Source organism: Rhodococcus huquni (genome assembly GCF_055231055.1).
This window is the reverse complement of sequence record NZ_JBUYWE010000003.1, coordinates 253,988-274,240: the sequence shown is the minus strand read 5'-3', so window position 1 is coordinate 274,240 and position 20,253 is coordinate 253,988. Positions and strand designations below refer to the sequence as shown.

The following is a 20,253-nucleotide window of genomic DNA, read 5'->3' as shown; positions in this document are numbered from 1 at the left end:
GCCGCTCTTTGGGTGCGATCAGATCAGGGAACGAGAATGCCCGCCTGGACCGGGACCGAGATCTGCGGCTGGAGCCTGGTGTAGTGGGCATCCACGTATGAGGCGCCCATGTTGACGATCTGCGGGCCGGATCCGGTGGGGATTTCTTCCCACTTGATCGCGCTGGGTGTCGGGCCGAACTCGACGTCGACCTCCCGGACTGAGTTGGTAAACACACCGCCCCCCCATGAAATAATCACGCTGACCTTGCATTTCGGGTTCTTCGACCAGTCCGGATCGATGCCGTGCATGCCCTGTGAGGACAGGCCGACTTTCGCAACACCGGGGCGTTCCGGGTCGGTCTCGATTCGGGTGTCGATGATGCCGTTGCAGAAGGCGTTCTGGCCCAACGTGGGCATCAGCGGCCCGTTGAAGCTCAGGTGCATGATCGGCGCGGGTGCCGGCGCGGCGCTGGCAGGTGCTGCCAGACCCAGAGTGGCGGTGACGATGGCCGCGGCGCCGATTGCGCGCACGGCAAGTTTACGAATATTCATGAATCCCCCTCGACAGAATTAGCGGTGTTGCCCCCGGCATAGACGCCGGGAACGTAGCCCGCGTCTGCCACCGGAAGTTTCTCACACTGAGAACCGCTGGAACCAACCGGGCAGTCGGGTTACCGGATAAGCAGATCCGCCCACACCAGTCGGTGGTCACTGCTCGTCTTCGGGGACATGAGGTCTGCGGCCTCGTCACCTTCGGCCGGCCAGAACACCGCGGAATCTGCGACTTCGAGGTTGTCGGACGGCAGCACGTAGTCGACACGGAGATTGCCCGGATCGGGTTCGCCGAAGTCCGCGGTGTCGAGGTCGGCCGGGGTGGCGTGGCTCGGTCCGTCTTGCGCGCGTGCGGCTTCTGCGGCACCGGCGGACTTGGGGCTCGGATCCTGAACGCGTGGAAGGTCGAGAACCTGAGCGATGGTGTCGGGCACCGAACCGCCGTCGACCGGGTCGCTGTTCTGGTCTCCGACCATCACGAAACGAGCGCCGTCTTCGAGTCCGCCCCGCGTACCGGCGTCGTCGTAGAGGTACTCGGCCCGGTCGCCGCCGGCGATGTAGTCCGCCGACATCCGCACTTCGTCGTGGTTGCGCTTGCCGTTGCGGTCCTCTGGCCCGTCGAACGACGGGGGAGTGGGATGTGAGGCGAGGAGGTGGACGGTCTCGCCGTCGACGTCGATCGGCACGTCCCAATGCGACTTGCTCGACAGGCGCAGCGAATCGGCGTTGTCGCCGTAATAGTCCCTGGGAAGCAACGAGTTCGGCATGTCCTTCCAGAGGAAATGCCTGAAGGTACGAACGCCGTCCGCATCGATGGGATGCTTCGACAGGACGAGCATCCCGTACTGGCCGGGGAAGTTTCCGAAGCCGTGAGCATCGCCGGGGCCGTCGGTCTTGCCGTCGTTGTCGAGATCGCGTCCGCTCGGTTCGCCGGTGTTGACGGGCGCAGTGAAGGCGTAGGGGTAGTCGATCGGGTCGTGACCGTTCTGGCCCACGTTGAGGTAGTTCTCTCGAAACAGGTCCGCAGCGTGGTTGTCGGCGTCGAAGTCGAACTCGTTGACCAGGAGGACGTCCGGCTGATTGATCTGGACGATCTCGGCAATGGCCTTTGCCTGGGCGTTGTCACCGGCGGATAGATCCTCGATCAAGCGACCGGGCTCGCCGCGATTGAGGCTGGCGTTGTAGGTCGCGAACCTGACCGCGTCCGACGAGTCGATGTCGGACCCACTGTCGCTCGAGCATCCTGCGGCCGTGACAGCGAGAAGTCCCGCCACCGTGATCCTCCCGATTACAACCGATCGGCTGCGAGCGACTCGCATGTCTTCTCCCTCGTCCCTTGGCTACGGCGTGCTCGGTGAACTTAGGGGACCAGGGCGAACGCACGGTGACGAGGTGACGACCGCAGGATTGCGACTACCCTCGGGGGAGAAGGGGTCACCCTCGCCGAAACGGAGACGACATGTCGCAGAAGAATCGTGGCGGACTGAACCGCCAGAACGCCGGCACGGCCCTGGAGGTCATCCGGGAGAACCCCGCCATCGCCCTGATCACCGTCGCGCCTGCGGTTGTCGTGTTCGGTGTCGTGTGGTGGCTCTTCGGATTCTTTCCGGCCCTGCTGCTGGTACTCGTCCTCGGTGGTGCCGCGTTGGTGCTGCGAAAGGTTCGCTGACACCTACCGGTTCGGTTACCTACCGGGTTGTCTACCGGGGCACGTGGAACGTGACGAGGGAGGCTGCGCCGGAAGTGAGATCGGCCCAGTCACCCTCGACCGACAGCACTGCGAGCGCCGAGGTGGGGAACTTTTCTCGAATCGCTCTCGCGTCGTCGCTGTCCGGGTTGCCCGCCAGGTCGAGGGCGGTCGACGGCATCCCCGGTGCATGGCCGATGACCAGCAGCGTTTGGACGGATTCGTCGACTTCACTGATGTCGGTGAGGATTTCGGCGGGGTACGCGCCGTAGAGGCGCTGCAGAAACTGGGTGGGCGCCTCGATGCCCGTCGCTGCCAACGTCTGACGAGTGCGTACCGAGGTGGAGCACAACACCGCGTCGATCGGTGGCTGGTGGGCCCGCAACCACTCGCCGGCGAGGCCGGCCTCGTTCTCGCCGCGTTCGGCGAGCGGTCTGTCGTGATCGGTCACCCCATCCGGGTAGCCGGACTTTCCGTGACGCATCAAGACGAGGGTGCGATTCGCGGTCATGGGGTAGACGCTAAACCACGAACCCCGGGGCGTATCGATGCGCCACGGCGTACCCGTCGGTAGTCAGTTCGGAAGCTGCCCCACGCGGGCGACGGCCCGGACCGAATCCTCGACGAGAAACCACACGGTGACGGCGGAATCGTCTCTGCGCGTACGGAGAATGACCTTGTCGCTCGATTGGATCGGCGAGAGATACTCGATGACCGCGCGATGGGGCATCGTGCGCAGGTCGCGGCCGAGAACCTCTTCGACGGCCTGGCAGTAGACGGCATTGTTCACGTGGTCGAACGGGTCGATGTCGGTAGCACGCAACGGAAACGGAGTGTCCTCGACGTCCGGACCCGATTCGGGTACGGGCTCGGTGAGGGCCCGCTTCCATTTGAGCCGGTGCTCGTCGGTCGAGTCTGCGATCGCCTCGATGAAGGAGTCGCTCATGCGGGTCGGCATCCCGGAGTCGGGGCTGATGTTGATCCAGAAGCCTTCCGTCTCTACGAGCGCGCCCTTCTCTCCTTCGATACGGACGCGCATGGCTGCCCACCGGGTGGAGAACGCCGTGCACCACCGGCTGAGGTCGAGTTGCTCCGGCCATACGGCAGGACGGATGACGTCGATGACGGTTCTCCGCACGATCCACAACGGATGGCTGTCCAGCACATCGAGCGCATCGAGGTTGTCGATGCCGATGTCCTGTAGATAGCGGGCGACGCCATCGAGACGTAGGCGCCGCTGGGCGTCGATGTCACCGGTGCGGACAGCGCGTGTGGCCTCGAAGACGGTCGCCCCGTCCTTGCGTTCGGCCAGCGGTCGATCGAGTTCCATACGAGTCCTCACGTCGTGGGCCGGTCGCTTGTTCCGGCGGTGGTCACCGACACAGCAGACTAGCCTCGAATACATGCGCGCGATGGTGATGTCGGAGTTGGTGGGTCCGGGCGGGATGTCCCTTCAGGAGACCCCCGAGCCCGAGGCTGATGGAACGGTCCTGATCGACGTCCGGGCATCGGGGGTCTGCTTCCCGGACCTGTTGGTGACGTACGGGAAGTATCAGATGCGACCGGATCTGCCATTCGTCCCCGGTTCCGAGGTGGCCGGCGTCGTGGTGAGTGCACCGGAGTCCAGTGGTCTCGCCCCCGGCGATCGGGTGCTCGCCGACAGCTTGATCGGCGGATTCGCGGAACGCGTTGCGGTATCGCCCGGTCAAGCGCTGCGGATCCCGGACCAACTCGGTTTCGCCGAGGCCGCGTCGATGACCATCAACTACCAGACCATGGAGTACGCCCTCGAACGTCGAGCCCGATTGCGCACGGGTGAAACGGTGGTTGTTCTCGGCGCCGGGGGCGGTGTCGGAACGGCGGCCATTCAGTTGGCTTCGGCGCATGGCGCGCGGGTGATCGCCGTGGTGCGACGCGAGGGTGCGGACGAGTTCCTGCGGGGGCTGGGTGCGGCGGAGGTCGTCCGGCTACGCGAAGGTTGGGGCGCCCAGGTGCGCGAGCTCACCGGCGGCGGTGCGGACGTGGTCATCGACCCCATCGGTGGGGATGCATTCGACGAAGCCGTTCGCGTTCTCGCGCCGGAGGGTCGGCTGGTGGTGATCGGATTCGCCGGTGGCGGGATCCCCGAGCTGAAGATGAACCGGGTGCTGTTTCGGAACATCACCGTCATGGGGGCGGCTTGGGGCGAGTTCGTCATGCGGAATCCCGCCGCGATGGAAGCGACACATGCCGCGCTGGTGCGCCACGTCGAGCGAGGGCTACGGCCGGTGGTCACCGCCCGGTATCCGCTCGCCGATGCTGCACGGGCGCTGACAGATCTCGAGGAGGGCCGCATACTGGGCAAAGGTGTGATCGTCCAGGAGTGATCTTCGTCGCTTTCGGGCTACTTCGCGGTAACTAGCGTTTCGGTAATAGTTGCAAAACCGCTAGTATTTCCTGGTGTCTGCATCTTCATCCGACGACCTCTTCGGCGTCCTCGACGACTTCTTCACGCGCGTGATGAGCGCGAGCGAGCCACAGTCGATGGATGCCCTCGTGGCGTTGGACCTGTCCTTTTCTCAGGTACGGATGCTTTTCGTTCTCTCGTGGAACGACGACTTGCCGATCAACGAGTTGGCGGAGCGGCTGGGTTTGTCGGTCGCGACTGCCGGACGCAATGTCGACCAACTCGTCACGCAAGGTCTCGTGTTCCGCGAAGAGGACGAGTTCGACCGGCGTATCAAGCGCGTCTCCCTGTCGGAGGCCGGGCGTACCGTCGCGACGACTCACGTCGAGTGCAAGCGGGATCAACTCCGGCAGTTCGCCGCACGAGTTCCAGAGTTGGATCGGCGGCGACTGATCGACGCGCTCAACCCCATTCTTTCAGGTGAAAGCCTGCCCACTTCGACCCAGGAGATTTCCCGATGACCTCGCCGGATGTTGTGGCGAACAAGCCCGACAAGCTTGACGCCAGGGTCCTGAAGATCGCTTCGGTGGTGGTACTCGGTGCCATCATGTCGATCCTCGACGTGACCGTAGTCAGTGTTGCCCTTTCCACCTTCTCCACCGAATTCGAAGCCACGTACGCCACGGTCGCTTGGACCATGACCGGGTACACGCTCGCGCTGGCCACGGTCATTCCGTTGACCGGCTGGGCGGCCGACCGTTTCGGTACCAAGCGGCTCTATCTCACCGCGCTGGTTCTGTTCATCCTCGGTTCCGTGCTCTGCAGCATGGCCTGGGACATCACGTCTCTCATCGGCTTCCGCGTTCTGCAGGGACTCGGCGGCGGCATGCTGATGCCCCTGGGTATGACGATCATGACGCGCGCGGCCGGCCCCGAACGCATCGGCCGTGTGATGGCCGTCCTCGGTATCCCGATGCTGCTCGGTCCGATTGCCGGTCCGATCCTCGGTGGCTGGCTCATCGAGAGCGCCAGCTGGCACTGGATCTTCCTGATCAACCTGCCGATCGGCATCATCGCCATGGCTGCAGCATTCATCATTCTTCCGTCCGACAAGCCCTCGCCGTCCGAGGCCTTCGACTTCGTCGGCATGCTGTTGCTATCGCCCGGTCTCGCGCTGTTCCTGTTCGGTGTGTCTTCGATTCCAGAGGTCGGCACGGTGGCGTCCGCTCGAGTCCTGGTCACTGCAGGTATCGGTCTGGCTCTGATCGTGGGCTTCGTCTACCACGCACTCAACAAGAATCACCCGTTGATCGATCTGCGGCTGTTCAAGAACCGGCAGCTCACGTTCGCGGTCATCACCACTTCGATATTCATCGTCGCCTTCATGGGTGCCGGGTTGCTGTTCCCCAGCTACTTCATTCAGGTGCGCGGCAACACCACTCTGGCCGCGGGTCTGTTGATGGCGCCGCAGGGTATCGGTGCGATGCTGACCATGCCCATCGCCGGCAAGCTAGTCGACAAGATCGGGCCGGGCAAGGTCGTTCTGACCGGCCTGCCGCTGATCTTGATCGGTATCAGCGTGTTCACTCAGATCGGTGCCGACACACCTGCGTGGTTGTTGATGGGTGCGCTGTTCGTGATGGGCCTCGGCATGGGTTGCACCATGATGCCGCTGATGACGGCGGCCATCGTCACCCTGTCGAACGAGCAGATCGCTCGTGGTTCGTCGCTGATGAACATCGTGCAGCAGACGGCCGGTTCCATCGGTACGGCCGTGATGTCGGTGGTTCTCACCAACCAGCTTCTCGATCGGGACCTGGACACCACAACCGTGGCAACGCAGCACATTCCCGAGGTTGCGGCGCAGGAGCCTCCGGGTATGCGCGAGCAGATTCTCAGTGCCGCTGCGGACGCATTCGGCAACACCTTCTTGGTGGCCGCAGTGCTCGTCGTGGTCGCCCTGATTCCGGCCTTCTTCCTGCCGCGGACGAAGTACGTGCGCCCCGAGACCGACGAGGCCGAGGCAGCGCCGATCGTCATGCACTGACCTTCCACTTCCTCCCCTGAACGAACGGGACGGTCGTCCAGTCAGACTGGACGACCGTCCCGTTCGTCTGTGTGGAATAGATCCGGCCGACTCCAGGTTGAAGCGTAAAGTTCATGCAAATGCATGAAGTGACTTTGGAGGAGCGCAATGCAGTTCGGAATCTTCAGCGTCGGTGATGTGACGACCGACCCGACGACGGGTCGCGCCCCCACCGAACACGAGCGGATCAAGGCGATGACGACCATCGCGAAGCACGCCGAAGACGTCGGTCTGGACGTGTTCGCGACAGGTGAGCATCACAATCCGCCGTTCGTCCCCTCGTCACCCACCACCATGCTCGGCTACATCGCCGCCCAGACGGAGAAGCTGATTCTCTCCTCGGCCACCACGTTGATCACCACCAACGATCCGGTGAAGATCGCCGAGGACTACTCGATGCTGCAGCACCTGTCGGAAGGTCGCGTCGACCTCATCATGGGGCGCGGCAACACGGCGCCGGTGTACCCGTGGTTCGGGAAGGACATCAGCGAGGGTATTCCGCTGGCACTCGAGAACTATCAGCTGTTGCGTCGACTGTGGGACGAGGAGGTCGTCAACTGGCAGGGCAAGTACCGCACGCCACTGCAGCGCTTCACCGCCACGCCGCGCCCGTTGGACGGGATTCCGCCGTTCGTGTGGCACGGCTCGATTCGCAGCCCGGAGATCGCGGAGATCGCGGCCTTCCACGGTGACGGCTTCTTCGCCAACAACATCTTCTGGCCCAAGGAGCACTACATCGCGCTCATCAACCTCTACCGCGAGCGATACGAGCATTACGGTCACGGCAGGGCCGATCAGGCGATCGTCGGGCTCGGTGGCCAGGTGTTCATGCGCAAGAACTCTCAGGACGCGGTCAACGAATTCCGCCCCTATTTCGACAACGCCCCCGTCTACGGACACGGGCCGTCGATGGAGGAGTTCACCGAGCAGACCCCGCTCACGGTGGGTTCGCCGCAAGAGGTGATCGAGAAGACGCTGACATTCGCGGACTTCTTCGGGGACTACCAGCGTCAGCTGTTCCTCATGGACCACGCCGGCTTGCCGTTGAAGACGGTGCTCGAGCAGCTGGACCTGCTCGGCGGTGAAGTGGTGCCGGTCCTGCGTAAGGAGTTCGCTGCCCGTCGCCCCGAGGGCGTTCCGGACAACCCGCCCACGCACGAGTCGGCGAAGGCATTGCGGGTGTCTGCCGATGTCGCCGGATAGGCCACTCAACCGGACCGCTCTCGCGGCCGAGGCCTGGGAGTCGTTGTTTCGCGCCCAGGTTTCGGTGATGCGCGGACTGACGGCGCAGGACACGTGGGATCGGGTGACGCAGCGCGAGTACGACGTGCTGTTCAACCTCAGTCGTGAGGCGGACGGTCGGCTACGGCTACGTGATCTCAATCGGTCGATTCTGTTGGCGCAGCCGTCGCTCAGCCGAATGGTGGAACGCCTCGAGGCGGCCGGTCTGGTGACTCGTCACGGCGACCCGGACGACAAACGAGGCACGGTGGTGGAGCTGACCGCGGAGGGCCGCCAGGTGCAACGGGCGGTCGGCCGCAGGCACGTCGCCCACATCCGTCGGCTGGTGGGTTCGGCACTCGAACCGCAGGAACTCGAGCAGTTGGCGGAGTTGTGTCGCAAACTTCAGCTCGCGCAGGAGTCGTGAAAGGCACGATGTAGAGGTGAGCAACGTGGAGAAAGACCCCGTCGAACAGGAGTGCCGAGATGAGGACGATCCGGAGGGCATCCAAGTCCTGACTTCGCGGGAGGTCCCGCTCGGTGGCCCGCGGGCGATGCTGGTGCGGCGCACACTCCCTCAACGTGCGCGGTCACTCATCGGTGCGTGGTGCTTCGCGGATCACTACGGTCCGAACGACGTGTCGGTGAGCGGCGGCATGAACGTGGCGCCGCACCCGCACACCGGACTGCAGACGGTCAGCTGGCTCTTCACGGGCGAGATCGAGCACCGGGACAGCATCGGCACCCATGCGATGGTGCGGCCGGGCGAGTTGAACTTGATGACGGCAGGCCACGGCATCGCGCACACCGAGGTGTCCACCCCCGAGACGCGCACGTTGCACGGGGCGCAGTTGTGGGTGGCGTTGCCGGAGGCTGCGCGCGACACGGCGCCGGCCTTCGCGCACTTCCGTCCGGAGCCTGTCGCGGTCGACGGCGGCACGATTCGTGTCTTTCTCGGCTCGCTGGCGGGGTCGACATCGCCGGTGGATACCTTCACCGAACTCTTGGGCGCCGAGATCCTGCTCGACGTGGGGGCGTCACTCACCGTCGACATCGATCCCGAATTCGAGACGGGTGTCCTCGTCGATCTCGGCGAGGTGACGATGGCAGACACGCGTCTCGGCTGGGCCGAACTCGGGTATCAGGGGACCGGTAACCGGGTTCTCGAACTGCGCAACGACGGTGACGTCGAGGCTCGATTGCTCGTGCTCGGCGGTGAGCCGTTCGGTGAGCAGGTGATCATGTGGTGGAACTTCATGGGACGCACCCACGAGGAGATCGTGCAGTATCGCGAGCAATGGCAGGCAGAGATCGAGCCGGGCGGCGAACAGCCCCGCTTCGGCCGCGTCGACGGCTACGACGGATCGCCGCTACCTGCGCCGGTTCTCCCGAACAGTCGGCTGCGTCCGCGCGGCTGATAACGCTCTCGGTTTTCGTGAATCCCTGAGACGATGAGGGGGTGCGCATTCCCCGACCGGGACGTCTGGTGTCGCCGCTGCCGAGGTCGCTGCGGCATGGCGGACCGGAGCGCGTGCGCGGCGCGGAGTTCGACGAGGCCGGCCTTCTCGACGGACTGAACGGTGCGAAGCGAGATGCGCGGGTCGACGTCCTGACCAGGTTGGTCGATGCCGGCGAGACGCTGGACGAGTTGGTCCATGCCACCCGTGCGGGGCAGCTGGCCCACCTCCTTCTCGAACATGCCTTGTCCCCGAAAGGGGAGTACGGACTCGAAGACATTGCCCGTCTCTCCGGTCTGACGGAGATGGAGGTTCGTCGGTGGTTCCGGGTGATCGGGCGAGGCGTCTCGACTGGTCGGAGCTTCTACAACGAGGGTGACCTGGCCCTGGCAAAGGGCTATCAGGAGTATCGCCGGCTTGGGCTCGACGAGAAGGCCATGTTTGCGGCGGCACGCGTCATGGGCCGCAACATCTGGACTGTTGCCGATGCCACCGACGTGCTGTTGCAGGACCGTCTCGATGCGGCGCGCGAGCACCCCGAGTTGGCGTTGCGGTATTCCGAAGAAGTCCGCAAGTTGGCCGAATATCAGGCGCAGATTCTTGCTCAGATCTTGGCGACCAACGTGCGGCACCGCATTCATTCGGATGCGGTGGGCGCCCAGGGCTCCGAGTTCCACCTACCCGATTCCGGACCGATGGGCGTGTGCTTCGCCGACCTGGTGGGGTTCACCGTGCTCGGCGAGCGAAGCACCGCCGACGACCTCGGCCGGGTCGCCGCGAACCTGGACCGCTTGGCTTCCGAGGTGATCAGTCCGCCTGTTCGGGTGGTGAAGACCATCGGCGACGCGGTGATGATGGTGGCCCCCGACGCCGATGGGTTGGCTGCTGCCGCCCTGGACCTGGTCGACGAAGCCCGAGGCGCCGGTCTTCCGCCTCTACGTGCCGGGATCGCCTGGGGTTCCGCGATGCACAGTTCCGGAGACTGGTTCGGACGGCCCGTAAACCTTGCCAGCCGGGTGGTGGCCGTAGCGCCGGCCCACGAAGTTCTCGTGACGCGCGACTTCTACGACCAACTCGATACCGACAGCTTCTGGTGCGAACCGGCGGGGGCCCACCGGCTCAAGGGCCTCGATCTCCCGCAGGAACTCTTCGCCATCGGTCGTCGTCAGGTGGCGTAGCCAATTGGCTACGCTGGGGCGTTTCTTGTTGCCTCTCGGCATGGCTTCCCGGAATTGTCGCACCTCTCAGTTACCTTGGTCACATTAGCCTCGACCAGGGAGTGAGGCGGATATGACTGGCAGTTTCGGTCCCGCAGCAAACTCGAATCTCGATGCCGACTGGCTGTTCTTCGCAGAAGTCGGCACCTCCGTTCACGGCGGCCATTCGCTCGCCGCCTTCGGTCCATTGCCCTCTGCGCTCGCCGCACTGGCACTGGCGATCAACTCGATCAACCACACGGCATACTCGCTGTTCGAGCAGGGCTATGCGGGCAGCTTCAACGCAGATGCCCACCTCGTGGAGCGTTTGCCGATCACGTCCTTCACGATCCGAAGGCACCATCCCGACACCCAGGCACCCGACGATCGATGGGCGCTCACGGGCGGACGCCACCACCGCGTACGCCTCGGCGGACGCGGCGCAGCCTGATCGCCGCGGCTACAGTTCGATGAGCCGCGCCGAACCCTGCGCTGCGGCACAGAGTTTCGTCTCGCCCGATTCGCTCACGACGTAGATATCGCACCGGCACAGCGCTTGCCGCCGACTCTTGTTCACTGCTTTCGCCTCGGCTCGCAGGCGTTCACCTTGGGCGGGGCGCAGGTAGTCGATCGTGAAGCCGGTGGTGACGATGGAAGGTCCCAGGGCGATCCCGGCCGCGAACGTCAGCGCATTGTCTGCGGCATAGGAAAGCACCCCGCCATGGGCAAACCCGAACTGCTGCAGCAATTCTTCTCTCAATGGGATTTCCAGCGTTGCACCGTCCGGCCCGTACTCGGTGACCTGGGCGCCGATCAGCAAGCTGAACGGTTGAGAGGCCAGTACGTCGTTTGCATCATCTATGTTCGTCACTATCTTTCACCGCCCTGTGAATTTGGGGGCACGCTTGTCCAGCATGGATCCCACTGCCTCGTGATGATCGTCCGTGTGGTGCGCCAATGCCTGCATGGCAGCCGACAATTCGAGCAGACTCTCCAGCGATTGGTGCTGGCCTTCTCGCAACAGCTTCTTCGTCATACGCAGCACTTGAGGAGGACTGGCAGCCACACGTTCGGCCAATGCCAGCGCAGAGGGGAGGAGTTCTTTGGGCTCGGTGACCCTGGAAACCAAGCCCCATTCCAAGGCCGTCGCGGCGTCGATGGCCTCACCGGTGAACGCCATCTCGTTTGCCCGGGCCTGCCCGATCGCGCGGGGTAGGAACCAGGCGCCACCGTCGCCAGGGACGAGCCCGACCTTGACGAAGCTCTCTGCGAACTTGGCATTGGCCGATGCGATCCGCATGTCACACATCAGCGTCAGGTCGCACCCCGCTCCGATCGCCGGGCCGTTCACTGCGGCAATAGTAGGCACTTCGCAGTGGTAGAGCGCCCGCGGAATGCGCTGAATGCCATGCCGATAGCCCTGGCGCAGTTCGGCCGGCGTGCCGCCGAACATGCCTTCGCGGTCGCGCATGTGCTTGACGTTGCCGCCCGAGGAGAAGGCCGTGCCGGCGCCCGTGATGATCGCTGCTCGCACAGAGTAGTCGGCGTTCACGGCAGCAACTGCGGCCTCCAGTGCTTCGATCACGTCGGGTTCGGAGATCGGGTTGCGCGCGTCGGGACGATTGAGGGTCCAGATGACAACATCGCCAGCACGCTCGGTCAAGACTGCGTCGGTCATACTCGGCATCCCTTCGGTTCAGATCCCTGCGCTGCGAACCAGTCGGTTGGTGAGGCTCGGTGCGAACAGATCGATCACACGGAGCAGTTCTGTGTAGCTCGGCAGTAGTTCTACCGGTCGGGTTCTGATCGCGGTGACGAACCATTCGGCCGCCTGCTCGGGCGTGAGTGCGGCCATGGAGTCGTAGTCCGCAGTGGGCGCGATCATCGGAGTGCGCACCAATGGAAAGTGCACCGTGCTCACGTGAACCCCGGTGTCATGCAGCTCGGCGCCCAGGTCACGGCCGAAGGCGGCGATGGCGGACTTCGATGCGTGATATGCCGCGAACTTGGGCATGGCGCCCGCTCTGACACCCCACGTCGCGACATTGATGATGTGGCCGTAGCGCCGCTCGAGCATGGCAGGAAGCAAGGTGTGCGTGAGCCGTGCGGAGCCGAAGTAGTTGATCGCCATGGTTCGTTCGAGATCATGGAACCGATCGAGCGATTCGGTAACCGGCCGACGAATCGACCGACCCGCGTTGTTGATGAGGACATCGACGGCTCCGACCTCATCGCGAACCTGCCCTGCCAATTTCTCGACCGACTTCGGGTCGGTGAGGTCGCATGGGAACGCCCAGGCATCCGAACCCGAGCGCAGAATTTCGTCCCGAACTCGGTCCAACCGGTCGGAGCCTCGGGCAACGAGAACGACACCGGCACCCAACTCGGCCAGACGGCGTGCCGCAGCTTCGCCGACGCCAGAGGATGCGCCGGTGATGAGTACTGTCTTGCCTTCGATGCCATGACCGGTCCGGAGGAGTCGTGATGCCACCCCGTTCACGGACGGCAAGGGTTCGAGTGCGGCGCGGGCAATCAACTGCGAGATCACCGTTCGACTGTACCCAGAGACGCCAATTCGGGGACCGAACGACGAAGCCGCCGCATCCTCGGAAGGTTGCGGCGGCTTCGGTGAAGTGAGTCGATCAGGCCAGGACGCCTGCGCCCACAGCGTTGCCGGCAGCTTCAGCGTCGTCGGCAAGTGCTGTACCGGGGCCCTCGATGAAGGCGCGCAGGTCGCCGACGAAAGCCGAGCCACCGGGCAGAGCCTCGACCTGCGAGATGACGTTACGAGTGCTGTCGGTGACCATCTGAGTGTCGAGGCCGAACGCTTTCGGTCCAGCCTCGACGGGCGGTGCCGGCGGTGCCGGCGCGGGTGCAACTTCGGCTTCAGGTGCAACCTCTGCCTCAGAGTCCTCATCCTGCTCGGGAAGGACAGGCGCGACGCCCTGCTCGTGCTCGACGGTGGGCGAGATCGCCTGGTCGCCAGCGCCGAAGGTTGCACCGACGGTGCCTCCGATGACGCCACCGACGGTGCCACATACGGCAGCGGCAGGAATGCCGGCTGCTGCGGCCCCGATTGCGCCGCCGCCGAGCGTTCCTATGGTCCCGAGCATGACCGGGCCCACGATTGTGGGGAGCGATCCGATGCCGGCAGTAAGTCCGCCGATTGTTCCACCGATAAGGGCGCCGCCGACCGCTGCTGGAACACCACAAACTACGGCGCCCGTCACGACGCCACCGACGGCACCGGCCGTCGTAGCCGCCGCGAGCCGGTCTGATCGGCTGGTGTCGATACCGACGGAGTTCCAGAAGGTCGCAACCTGCGCCTCGACTACGGCGGCGCTGTTATTGGTCCGTTCCATGTGCTCTTCGCTGAGCCACTCGGGCTTCTCCGACACGAAATCGCCGATGCGCACCTTGTCCTCGGGTGCCTCGATGGGTGCGACGGGGTCGACGGCCTGCGGCAGGTGCAGTTCCTGGACCTGAACCGGCTCCGGCGCAACGTACTGCGCCTCTTCGCCGTCGCTCTGGTCCTCGTCGTAGGCGTAGTACGTCGGGACCTCACGGGTCGGCACGTTGTTGTACTCGACCGGCGGAGCGACCCAGTAGGACTTGGGCTTCGATTCCTTGGTGCGCTCCGTGGAGGGCGCTGCCTTCTCGGAATCGGAATCCGATTCGGGGGTGACACCAGGCTGTGCGGTGCTGGGAGCATCGTTGTCGTCGGGCTGAGCCTCATCGGTGACGCCGGGCTGCGGAGCTGCAACCGCCACGCTCGAGTAGCTGATCGCGATGGCGATGGGAAGTGCACCCATCACGGCGGCGCGCTGGCCCTGGCGCCGGTGTCGCCCGCGGATCTTCGTCGTCATTCTGGCTGTCCCTTCGGATTCGATGTGGTGCAACCACACAGGTCTGGCTGGAGGAGAAGAGCTTTCGACTGATGAATCAACACTCAGGTGCACCGCGCGGATGCGAGTGTGTAACGGCCGAGTGCCAGAGACGCGATAGGTGGGACGAGGCCACACCAGATGCACGGGAGCCGAGCTCACCGACGCACAAAAACTTCACGTTCCCCCCGACAGGCCTGAGCGACACCTCTGACGAGGTGGCGCGCTTCTTCTGTGTTGCACCCGGATCTGCGAGGCAAATCCATCCCCCCACGGGGAGTGCGGCCTGAACAGTAGCAGTTGCTTCCCGCACCACAAGAACCCGGCGCGCTCATTTCCTACCGGTCGGTCAGGTTGTGGATCGGACAAGTCGGACGCGCCTTTTGTCGGCGTGTGGAGTCACACCGTCGAGTCTGTCTGGACGGTCGTTTAAAAGTGCCTCCCACGTTGGTATTCAACGCTTTTCGGTCTTATCGGACAGAGGTGGAAGTGATTCAGAGTTCAAATACAAGCAAGCGTGCTTGCTTTTTTATGGACTCGGTGTGATCCTGATCGCATGACAGAACTGCTCGACGTCATCGCCGATCTGCGTGCGGAAGGCGATGCGCTGGAATCTCTGGTGGTCGCGTTGCCTGCCGAACGGTGGGAGGCCCCGACGCCGGCAGTCGGATGGACCATCGCCCACCAGATCGGGCACCTCCTGTGGACCGATCGGGCCTCTCTTCTCTCCCTGACCGACCCCGAGGCCTTCGCCGAGAATCTCGGGGAGGCGGCGAAGAACCCGATGGGCTTCGTGGACGAAGGTGCCGAGGCCGAAGCGAAGAAGGCGCCGGGGGAGTTGTACGCCCAGTGGCGATCCGAACGGGTACGGCTGGCCAACGAGCTTGCAGCCGTTCCGCGCGGCACGAAGATTCCCTGGTACGGCCCACCGATGAGCGCAATGTCCATGGCCACAGCGCGATTGATGGAGACGTGGGCGCACGGGCTCGATGTCGCGGAGGCCCTCGACCTGCGTCCGGAGCCGACGAACCGGCTGCGAGCCATCGCCCACCTGGGTGTCCGTACCCGGGACTTCGCCTATTCCGTCCATGGCCGCACACCGCCGACGGAACCGTTCCGTATCGAGTTGATTTCCCCGCAAGGCTCCGAGACGTGGGTGTGGGGTCCGGAAGACGCGCAACAGCGCATCACCGGGCCGGCCCTCGACTTCTGCCTTCTCGTGACACAACGCGCACACCGAGGCGACGTAGCTCTCGAAGCGGTCGGTGAAGACGCCGAAGCCTGGCTCGGCATCGCCCAAGCTTTCGCCGGCCCGCCCGGGGACGGCCGTGCGTCGGAGGCAGCGTCGTGAATGCACCGGTACGAATCGGCAACTGTTCCGGGTTCTACGGCGACCGCATCTCCGCGATGCGGGACATGCTCGAGGGCGGCGAACTCGACTATCTGACCGGCGATTACCTTGCCGAACTGACCATGCTCATCCTCGGCCGGGACCGGATGAAGGATGCATCCCGCGGATACGCCAAGACGTTTCTGCGTCAGGCCGAGGACTGCCTCGGTCTCGCTCTCGACAAGGGTGTGAAGATCGTCGCGAATGCGGGCGGTCTCAATCCGGCGGGCCTGGCGAGCGCACTACGTGAGGTGAACACGCGTCTGGGGCTCGGCGCGCAGATCGCACACGTCGAAGGCGACGACCTCATCTCGAGGACCGACGAACTCGGCCTCGGTGCGCCGCTCACCGCCAACGCCTACCTCGGCGCCTGGGGGATCGTGGAGTGCCTGAACGCGGGTGCCGATGTCGTCGTGACGGGCCGCGTCACGGATGCCTCGGTGATCGTCGGCCCGGCGGCCGCGCACTTCGGTTGGGGAAGAGCGGACTTCGACCGCTTGGCTGGTGCGGTCGTCGCTGGTCACGTCATCGAATGTGGGACGCAGGCAACCGGCGGAAACTACTCGTTCTTCACCGAGATCGCCGACATGCGGCGCCCTGGATTTCCGATCGCCGAGATCCACGACGACGGATCGTCGGTCATCACCAAGCATTCCGGCACGGGCGGCGCGGTGACGGTGGGGACGGTCACCGCCCAACTGCTGTACGAGATCACGGGCGGCAGGTACGCGGGGCCGGACGTGACGACGCGCATCGATTCGGTGGAGTTGACCGACGACGGACCGGATCGGGTGCGGATCGGCGGTGTGAAGGGTGAGCCGCCGCCACCGGAACTCAAGGTGTCGCTCAACAGCCTGGCGGGCTTCCGCAACGAGGTGACGATGATCCTCACGGGCCTCGATATCGAGGCCAAGGCAGAACTGGCACGCACTCAACTCGAAGCCGGTCTGTCCACCTCACCGCAGGATCTCGAGTGGACTCTCGCGCGAACGGATCATCCGGATTCGGATACGGAAGAGGCGGCGAGTGCGTTGCTGCGCTGCGTGGTTCGCGATCCGGACCCGGACGTGGTCGGCCGCGCGTTCTCGTCCGTCGCCGTGGAACTCGCCCTGGCCAGTTACCCGGGATTCAGCCTGACCGCCCCGCCCTCGAACGGTCAGCCGTACGGGGTGTTCACTCCCGGCTACGTGGACGCGGCGAAGGTCGAGCACACGGCCGTCCTCTCGGACGGGACACGGGTGGCCGTCGCGCCCTCCGAGCAGAGCCGAGTGCTCGAGGATCCCGAGGAGCCCTCGTTGCCCGGTCCGTACACCTCGACTCGGCTACGTACCGTTCCCTTGGGAACCATCGCGGCCGCACGAAGCGGCGACAAGGGTGGCAACGCGAACGTCGGTGTCTGGGTGCGAACCGACGACCAATGGCGATGGCTGGTCGACACGCTCACCGTCGCGCAACTGAAGCGAATGCTCCCCGAGGCGGAGGGCCTCACTGTGAAGCGCTATCCGCTCCCACATCTGAAGGCCGTGAACTTCGTCATCGAAGGGATCCTCGGCGAGGGCGTCGCGTCGCAGGCGCGATTCGACCCGCAGGCGAAGGGGCTCGGAGAGTGGCTGCGTAGCAGGCATATCGACATCCCGGAGGAACTCCTGTGAGCGTGTGGGACGCTCCCGAGCGGAAGGCCTTGAGACAGACGGTCCGCAGCTTCGTCACCCGCGACGTGCTCCCGAACCTCGACGAGTGGGAGCGCGGCGGTGAGCTGCCGCGATCTCTGCACGAGAAGGCCGCGGCCCTCGGACTGCTCGGCGCCGGATTCCCGGAATCCGTCGGTGGTTCGGGCGGCGACCTGATGGATGCACTCACCATCTGCGAGGAGATGCATTACGCCGGCGCATCCGGCGGCCTGTTCGCATCCCTGTTCACCTCGGGCATCGCCCTGCCCCACTTGATCGCTGCGCAGAACGAGTCGCAGATCGAGCGCTGGGTTCGCCCCACGCTGGCCGGCGAGAAGATCGGCTCGCTGGCAATCACAGAGCCCGGTGGCGGCTCCGATGTCGGCCATCTGCGAACCACTGCGGTACGGGACGGCGACCACTACATCGTGAACGGCTCGAAGACGTTCATCACCTCCGGCTGCCGTGCCGACTTCGTGGTGACGGCGGTCCGCACCGGTGGGGACGCCCCGGCGCGCAAGGGCGCGGCAGGGGTGTCGTTGCTCGTGGTGGAGAAGGGCACTCCGGGGTTCGAGGTGTCGCGCAAACTCGACAAGATGGGCTGGCTGGCCTCGGACACTGCCGAACTGTCGTTCGTCGACGCCAGGGTGCCGGTCGACAACCTGGTCGGAGCAGAGAACTCCGGATTCCAGCAGATCGCACAGGCTTTCGTCACCGAGCGGACCGCTCTCGCCGCGCAGGCGTACGCGAGCGCACAGCGGTGCCTCGATCTGACTCTCGCGTGGTGCCGTGATCGGGAGACGTTCGGACGCCCACTGATCTCACGGCAGGCGGTGCAGAACACGGTGACGGAAATGGCACGTCGAATCGACGTCGCCCGCGTGTACACCCGAGCACTGGTGGAGCGCTTCGTCGAGACGGACGACGACCTGATCGCCGAGGTGTGCTTCGCGAAGAACACCGCGGTCGAGGCCGGGGAGTGGACCGCGCACCAGGCCGTCCAGTTGTTCGGCGGTGCGGGCTACATGCGTGAGAGCGAAGTCGAGAGGCAGTACCGAGACATGCGAATCCTGGGGATCGGCGGCGGCACGACCGAGATCCTGACCGGGTTGGCGGCAAAACGATTGGGGTATCAGGCATGAGCGTTCTGCGAACCACCCTCGACACGGCGTCGGAGGTGTACGCCACGGCAGTCGAGACGATGACAACCAAGCTCGAGGAGATCGACGCCGAGCACGCCAAGGCGATCGCGGGCGGCGGCGAGAAGTACACGAAGCGACACCACGACCGCGGCAAACTGCTCGCTCGTGAACGGATCGAGTTGCTGATCGACGAGGATTCTCCTTTCCTCGAGCTGTGCCCGCTGGCTGCCTGGGGGAGCGACTTCCCGGTCGGTGCCAGCACGGTCGTCGGTATCGGCGTCGTGGAAGGCGTCGAATGCCTCATCGTCGCCAACGACCCCACGGTGCGCGGCGGCACGAGCAACCCGTGGACGCTGCGGAAGGGATTCCGGGCCAACGACATCGCCGTACAGAACCGGTTGCCGGTCATCTCCTTGGTGGAGTCGGGCGGCGCAGACCTCCCCACGCAGAAGGAAGTGTTCATCCCCGGCGGGCGCATGTTCCGCGACCTCACTCAGCTGTCCGCAGCAGGGATTCCCACCATCGCCCTGGTCTTCGGTAATTCCACGGCCGGCGGTGCCTACATCCCGGGAATGTCGGACCACGTGGTGATGATCAAGGAGCGGTCCAAGGTGTTCCTGGCCGGACCACCGCTGGTGAAGATGGCTACCGGTGAGGACTCGGACGACGAAACTCTGGGCGGCGCGGAGATGCACGCCCGCAAGTCCGGGCTCGCCGACTATTTCGCCGTGGACGAGCAGGACGCGATTCGCCTCGGTCGCAACATCGTCAAACGCCTCAACTGGACGAAGAAAGGGCCGGAGCCGCGCGCCGAGGTGATCGAGCCGCTCGCCGATCCCGAGGAGTTGCTCGGCATCGTTCCCACGGACCTGAAGATTCCGTTCGATCCCAAAGAGGTGATCGCGCGGATCGTCGACGGCTCCGACTTCGACGAGTTCAAGCCGATGTACGGATCTTCGCTCGTCACCGGCTGGGCAGAACTGCACGGCTATCCGATCGGGATCCTGGCCAATGCGCGCGGCGTCCTGTTCAGCGAGGAATCACAGAAGGCCACCCAGTTCATCCAGCTCGCGAATCGCTCGAACACGCCACTCCTGTTTCTGCACAACACCACCGGATACATGGTCGGCAAGGAGTACGAGGAAGGCGGCATGATCAAGCACGGCTCGATGATGATCAACGCGGTCGCCAACTCGAAGGTTCCGCACATCTCGATCCTGCTCGGGGCCTCGTACGGAGCCGGCCACTACGGCATGTGCGGCCGGGCGTTCGACCCCCGCTTCCTGTTCGCGTGGCCGAGCTCCAAGTCCGCCGTCATGGGCGGCGCTCAACTCGCCGGCGTCATCTCCATCGTCGGCAGGGCATCTGCGGAAGCCAGAGGACAGGCGTTCGACGAGGAGGCCGACGCGGGAATGCGGGCGATTATCGAGAACCAGATCGAGGCGGAGTCGCTGCCGATGTTCTTGTCCGGCCGCCTCTACGACGACGGCGTCATCGACCCGCGCGATACCCGCACCGTGGTGGGGATGTGCCTTTCGGCCATCGCCTCCGCGCCGATCGAGGGCACCGAGAACTTCGGCGTCTTCCGGATGTGAGGAACA

The 20,253-nt window shown here is 64.7% G+C and carries 21 protein-coding genes; 13 read left to right on the top strand and 8 right to left on the bottom strand.

Going from position 1 to position 20,253, the window contains the following annotated elements; translation table 11 throughout:
- Positions 1 to 23: 23 nt before the first annotated feature.
- Both ACZI8R_RS07725 and ACZI8R_RS07720 read right to left on the bottom strand, forming a co-directional pair.
- Positions 24 to 533 (bottom strand): hypothetical protein, encoded by a 510-nt coding sequence (locus tag ACZI8R_RS07725; protein WP_463378997.1) that lies wholly within the window; start codon positions 531 to 533, stop codon positions 24 to 26.
- 119 nt (positions 534 to 652) lie between these two features.
- On the bottom strand, positions 653 to 1,807 hold the full coding sequence (locus ACZI8R_RS07720; protein ID WP_463378996.1) for an endonuclease/exonuclease/phosphatase family protein: 1,155 nt from the start codon (positions 1,805 to 1,807) through the stop codon (positions 653 to 655).
- 185 nt (positions 1,808 to 1,992) lie between these two features.
- On the opposite strand from ACZI8R_RS07720, the gene ACZI8R_RS07715 reads away from it, so the two are divergent.
- Entirely contained in the window at positions 1,993 to 2,202 is a 210-nt protein-coding gene (locus tag ACZI8R_RS07715; protein ID WP_463378995.1) for a hypothetical protein, read from the top strand.
- 31 nt (positions 2,203 to 2,233) lie between these two features.
- On the opposite strand, the gene ACZI8R_RS07710 is transcribed toward ACZI8R_RS07715, so the two are convergent.
- Positions 2,234 to 2,731 carry a SixA phosphatase family protein gene (locus ACZI8R_RS07710; protein ID WP_463378994.1) on the bottom strand — a complete coding sequence of 166 codons (498 nt, stop codon included), beginning with the start codon at positions 2,729 to 2,731 and terminating at the stop codon, positions 2,234 to 2,236.
- Positions 2,732 to 2,794: 63 nt separating this feature from the next.
- Complete coding sequence (locus tag ACZI8R_RS07705; protein WP_463378993.1) at positions 2,795 to 3,550, bottom strand: acyl-[acyl-carrier-protein] thioesterase; 756 nt, start codon at positions 3,548 to 3,550, stop codon at positions 2,795 to 2,797.
- Positions 3,551 to 3,623: 73 nt separating this feature from the next.
- Here ACZI8R_RS07705 and ACZI8R_RS07700 point away from each other — a divergent pair, with 73 nt between their 5' ends.
- From ACZI8R_RS07700 to ACZI8R_RS07665, 8 genes are all read left to right on the top strand, one after another.
- Positions 3,624 to 4,586, top strand: coding sequence for an NADPH:quinone oxidoreductase family protein (locus tag ACZI8R_RS07700; protein WP_463378992.1), 963 nt, complete (start codon positions 3,624 to 3,626; stop codon positions 4,584 to 4,586).
- A 133-nt stretch (positions 4,587 to 4,719) separates the two neighbouring features.
- Complete coding sequence (locus ACZI8R_RS07695) at positions 4,720 to 5,127, top strand: MarR family winged helix-turn-helix transcriptional regulator (protein WP_463379282.1); 408 nt, start codon at positions 4,720 to 4,722, stop codon at positions 5,125 to 5,127.
- Positions 5,124 to 6,653 carry a DHA2 family efflux MFS transporter permease subunit gene (locus ACZI8R_RS07690; RefSeq protein ID WP_463378991.1) on the top strand — a complete coding sequence of 510 codons (1,530 nt, stop codon included), beginning with the start codon at positions 5,124 to 5,126 and terminating at the stop codon, positions 6,651 to 6,653. Before ACZI8R_RS07695 ends, ACZI8R_RS07690 begins: the two co-directional genes overlap by 4 nt.
- A gap of 147 nt (positions 6,654 to 6,800) precedes the next feature.
- Entirely contained in the window at positions 6,801 to 7,895 is a 1,095-nt protein-coding gene (locus tag ACZI8R_RS07685; RefSeq protein ID WP_463378990.1) for an LLM class flavin-dependent oxidoreductase, read from the top strand.
- A complete protein-coding gene (locus ACZI8R_RS07680; protein WP_463378989.1) occupies positions 7,882 to 8,340 on the top strand; it encodes a MarR family winged helix-turn-helix transcriptional regulator in 459 nt (152 codons plus the stop codon). The genes ACZI8R_RS07685 and ACZI8R_RS07680 overlap by 14 nt, the downstream gene beginning before the upstream one ends.
- Before the next feature lie 16 nt (positions 8,341 to 8,356).
- A complete protein-coding gene (locus ACZI8R_RS07675) occupies positions 8,357 to 9,331 on the top strand; it encodes a pirin family protein (RefSeq protein ID WP_463378988.1) in 975 nt (324 codons plus the stop codon).
- A gap of 41 nt (positions 9,332 to 9,372) precedes the next feature.
- Positions 9,373 to 10,548, top strand: coding sequence for an adenylate/guanylate cyclase domain-containing protein (locus tag ACZI8R_RS07670; protein WP_463378987.1), 1,176 nt, complete (start codon positions 9,373 to 9,375; stop codon positions 10,546 to 10,548).
- Positions 10,549 to 10,660: 112 nt separating this feature from the next.
- A complete protein-coding gene (locus ACZI8R_RS07665; protein WP_463378986.1) occupies positions 10,661 to 11,017 on the top strand; it encodes a hypothetical protein in 357 nt (118 codons plus the stop codon).
- A 9-nt stretch (positions 11,018 to 11,026) separates the two neighbouring features.
- On the opposite strand, the gene ACZI8R_RS07660 is transcribed toward ACZI8R_RS07665, so the two are convergent.
- The 4 genes from ACZI8R_RS07660 to ACZI8R_RS07645 form a co-directional block, all read right to left on the bottom strand.
- Positions 11,027 to 11,428: a PaaI family thioesterase gene (locus tag ACZI8R_RS07660; RefSeq protein ID WP_463379281.1), complete on the bottom strand. Its 402-nt coding sequence runs from the start codon at positions 11,426 to 11,428 to the stop codon at positions 11,027 to 11,029.
- A 15-nt stretch (positions 11,429 to 11,443) separates the two neighbouring features.
- Positions 11,444 to 12,244 (bottom strand): crotonase/enoyl-CoA hydratase family protein, encoded by an 801-nt coding sequence (locus ACZI8R_RS07655; RefSeq protein WP_463378985.1) that lies wholly within the window; start codon positions 12,242 to 12,244, stop codon positions 11,444 to 11,446.
- Positions 12,245 to 12,262: 18 nt separating this feature from the next.
- Positions 12,263 to 13,114: an SDR family oxidoreductase gene (locus tag ACZI8R_RS07650; protein ID WP_463378984.1), complete on the bottom strand. Its 852-nt coding sequence runs from the start codon at positions 13,112 to 13,114 to the stop codon at positions 12,263 to 12,265.
- A gap of 94 nt (positions 13,115 to 13,208) precedes the next feature.
- Positions 13,209 to 14,432 carry a hypothetical protein gene (locus ACZI8R_RS07645; RefSeq protein WP_463378983.1) on the bottom strand — a complete coding sequence of 408 codons (1,224 nt, stop codon included), beginning with the start codon at positions 14,430 to 14,432 and terminating at the stop codon, positions 13,209 to 13,211.
- A 574-nt stretch (positions 14,433 to 15,006) separates the two neighbouring features.
- Between ACZI8R_RS07645 and ACZI8R_RS07640 the strand changes: the two genes are divergently transcribed.
- The 4 genes from ACZI8R_RS07640 to ACZI8R_RS07625 are packed head-to-tail and all read left to right on the top strand — an operon-like array spanning position 15,007 to position 20,247.
- Positions 15,007 to 15,801: a TIGR03084 family metal-binding protein gene (locus tag ACZI8R_RS07640; RefSeq protein WP_463378982.1), complete on the top strand. Its 795-nt coding sequence runs from the start codon at positions 15,007 to 15,009 to the stop codon at positions 15,799 to 15,801.
- Between the two features lie 56 nt (positions 15,802 to 15,857).
- A complete protein-coding gene (locus tag ACZI8R_RS07635; protein WP_463379280.1) occupies positions 15,858 to 17,492 on the top strand; it encodes an acyclic terpene utilization AtuA family protein in 1,635 nt (544 codons plus the stop codon).
- On the top strand, positions 17,489 to 18,652 hold the full coding sequence (locus tag ACZI8R_RS07630) for an acyl-CoA dehydrogenase family protein (RefSeq protein WP_463378981.1): 1,164 nt from the start codon (positions 17,489 to 17,491) through the stop codon (positions 18,650 to 18,652). The genes ACZI8R_RS07635 and ACZI8R_RS07630 overlap by 4 nt, the downstream gene beginning before the upstream one ends.
- The gene (locus ACZI8R_RS07625) at positions 18,649 to 20,247 is read left to right on the top strand and encodes an acyl-CoA carboxylase subunit beta (protein WP_463378980.1); all 1,599 of its coding nucleotides are present in this window, start codon (positions 18,649 to 18,651) and stop codon (positions 20,245 to 20,247) included. The genes ACZI8R_RS07630 and ACZI8R_RS07625 overlap by 4 nt, the downstream gene beginning before the upstream one ends.
- Positions 20,248 to 20,253 lie beyond the last annotated feature (6 nt).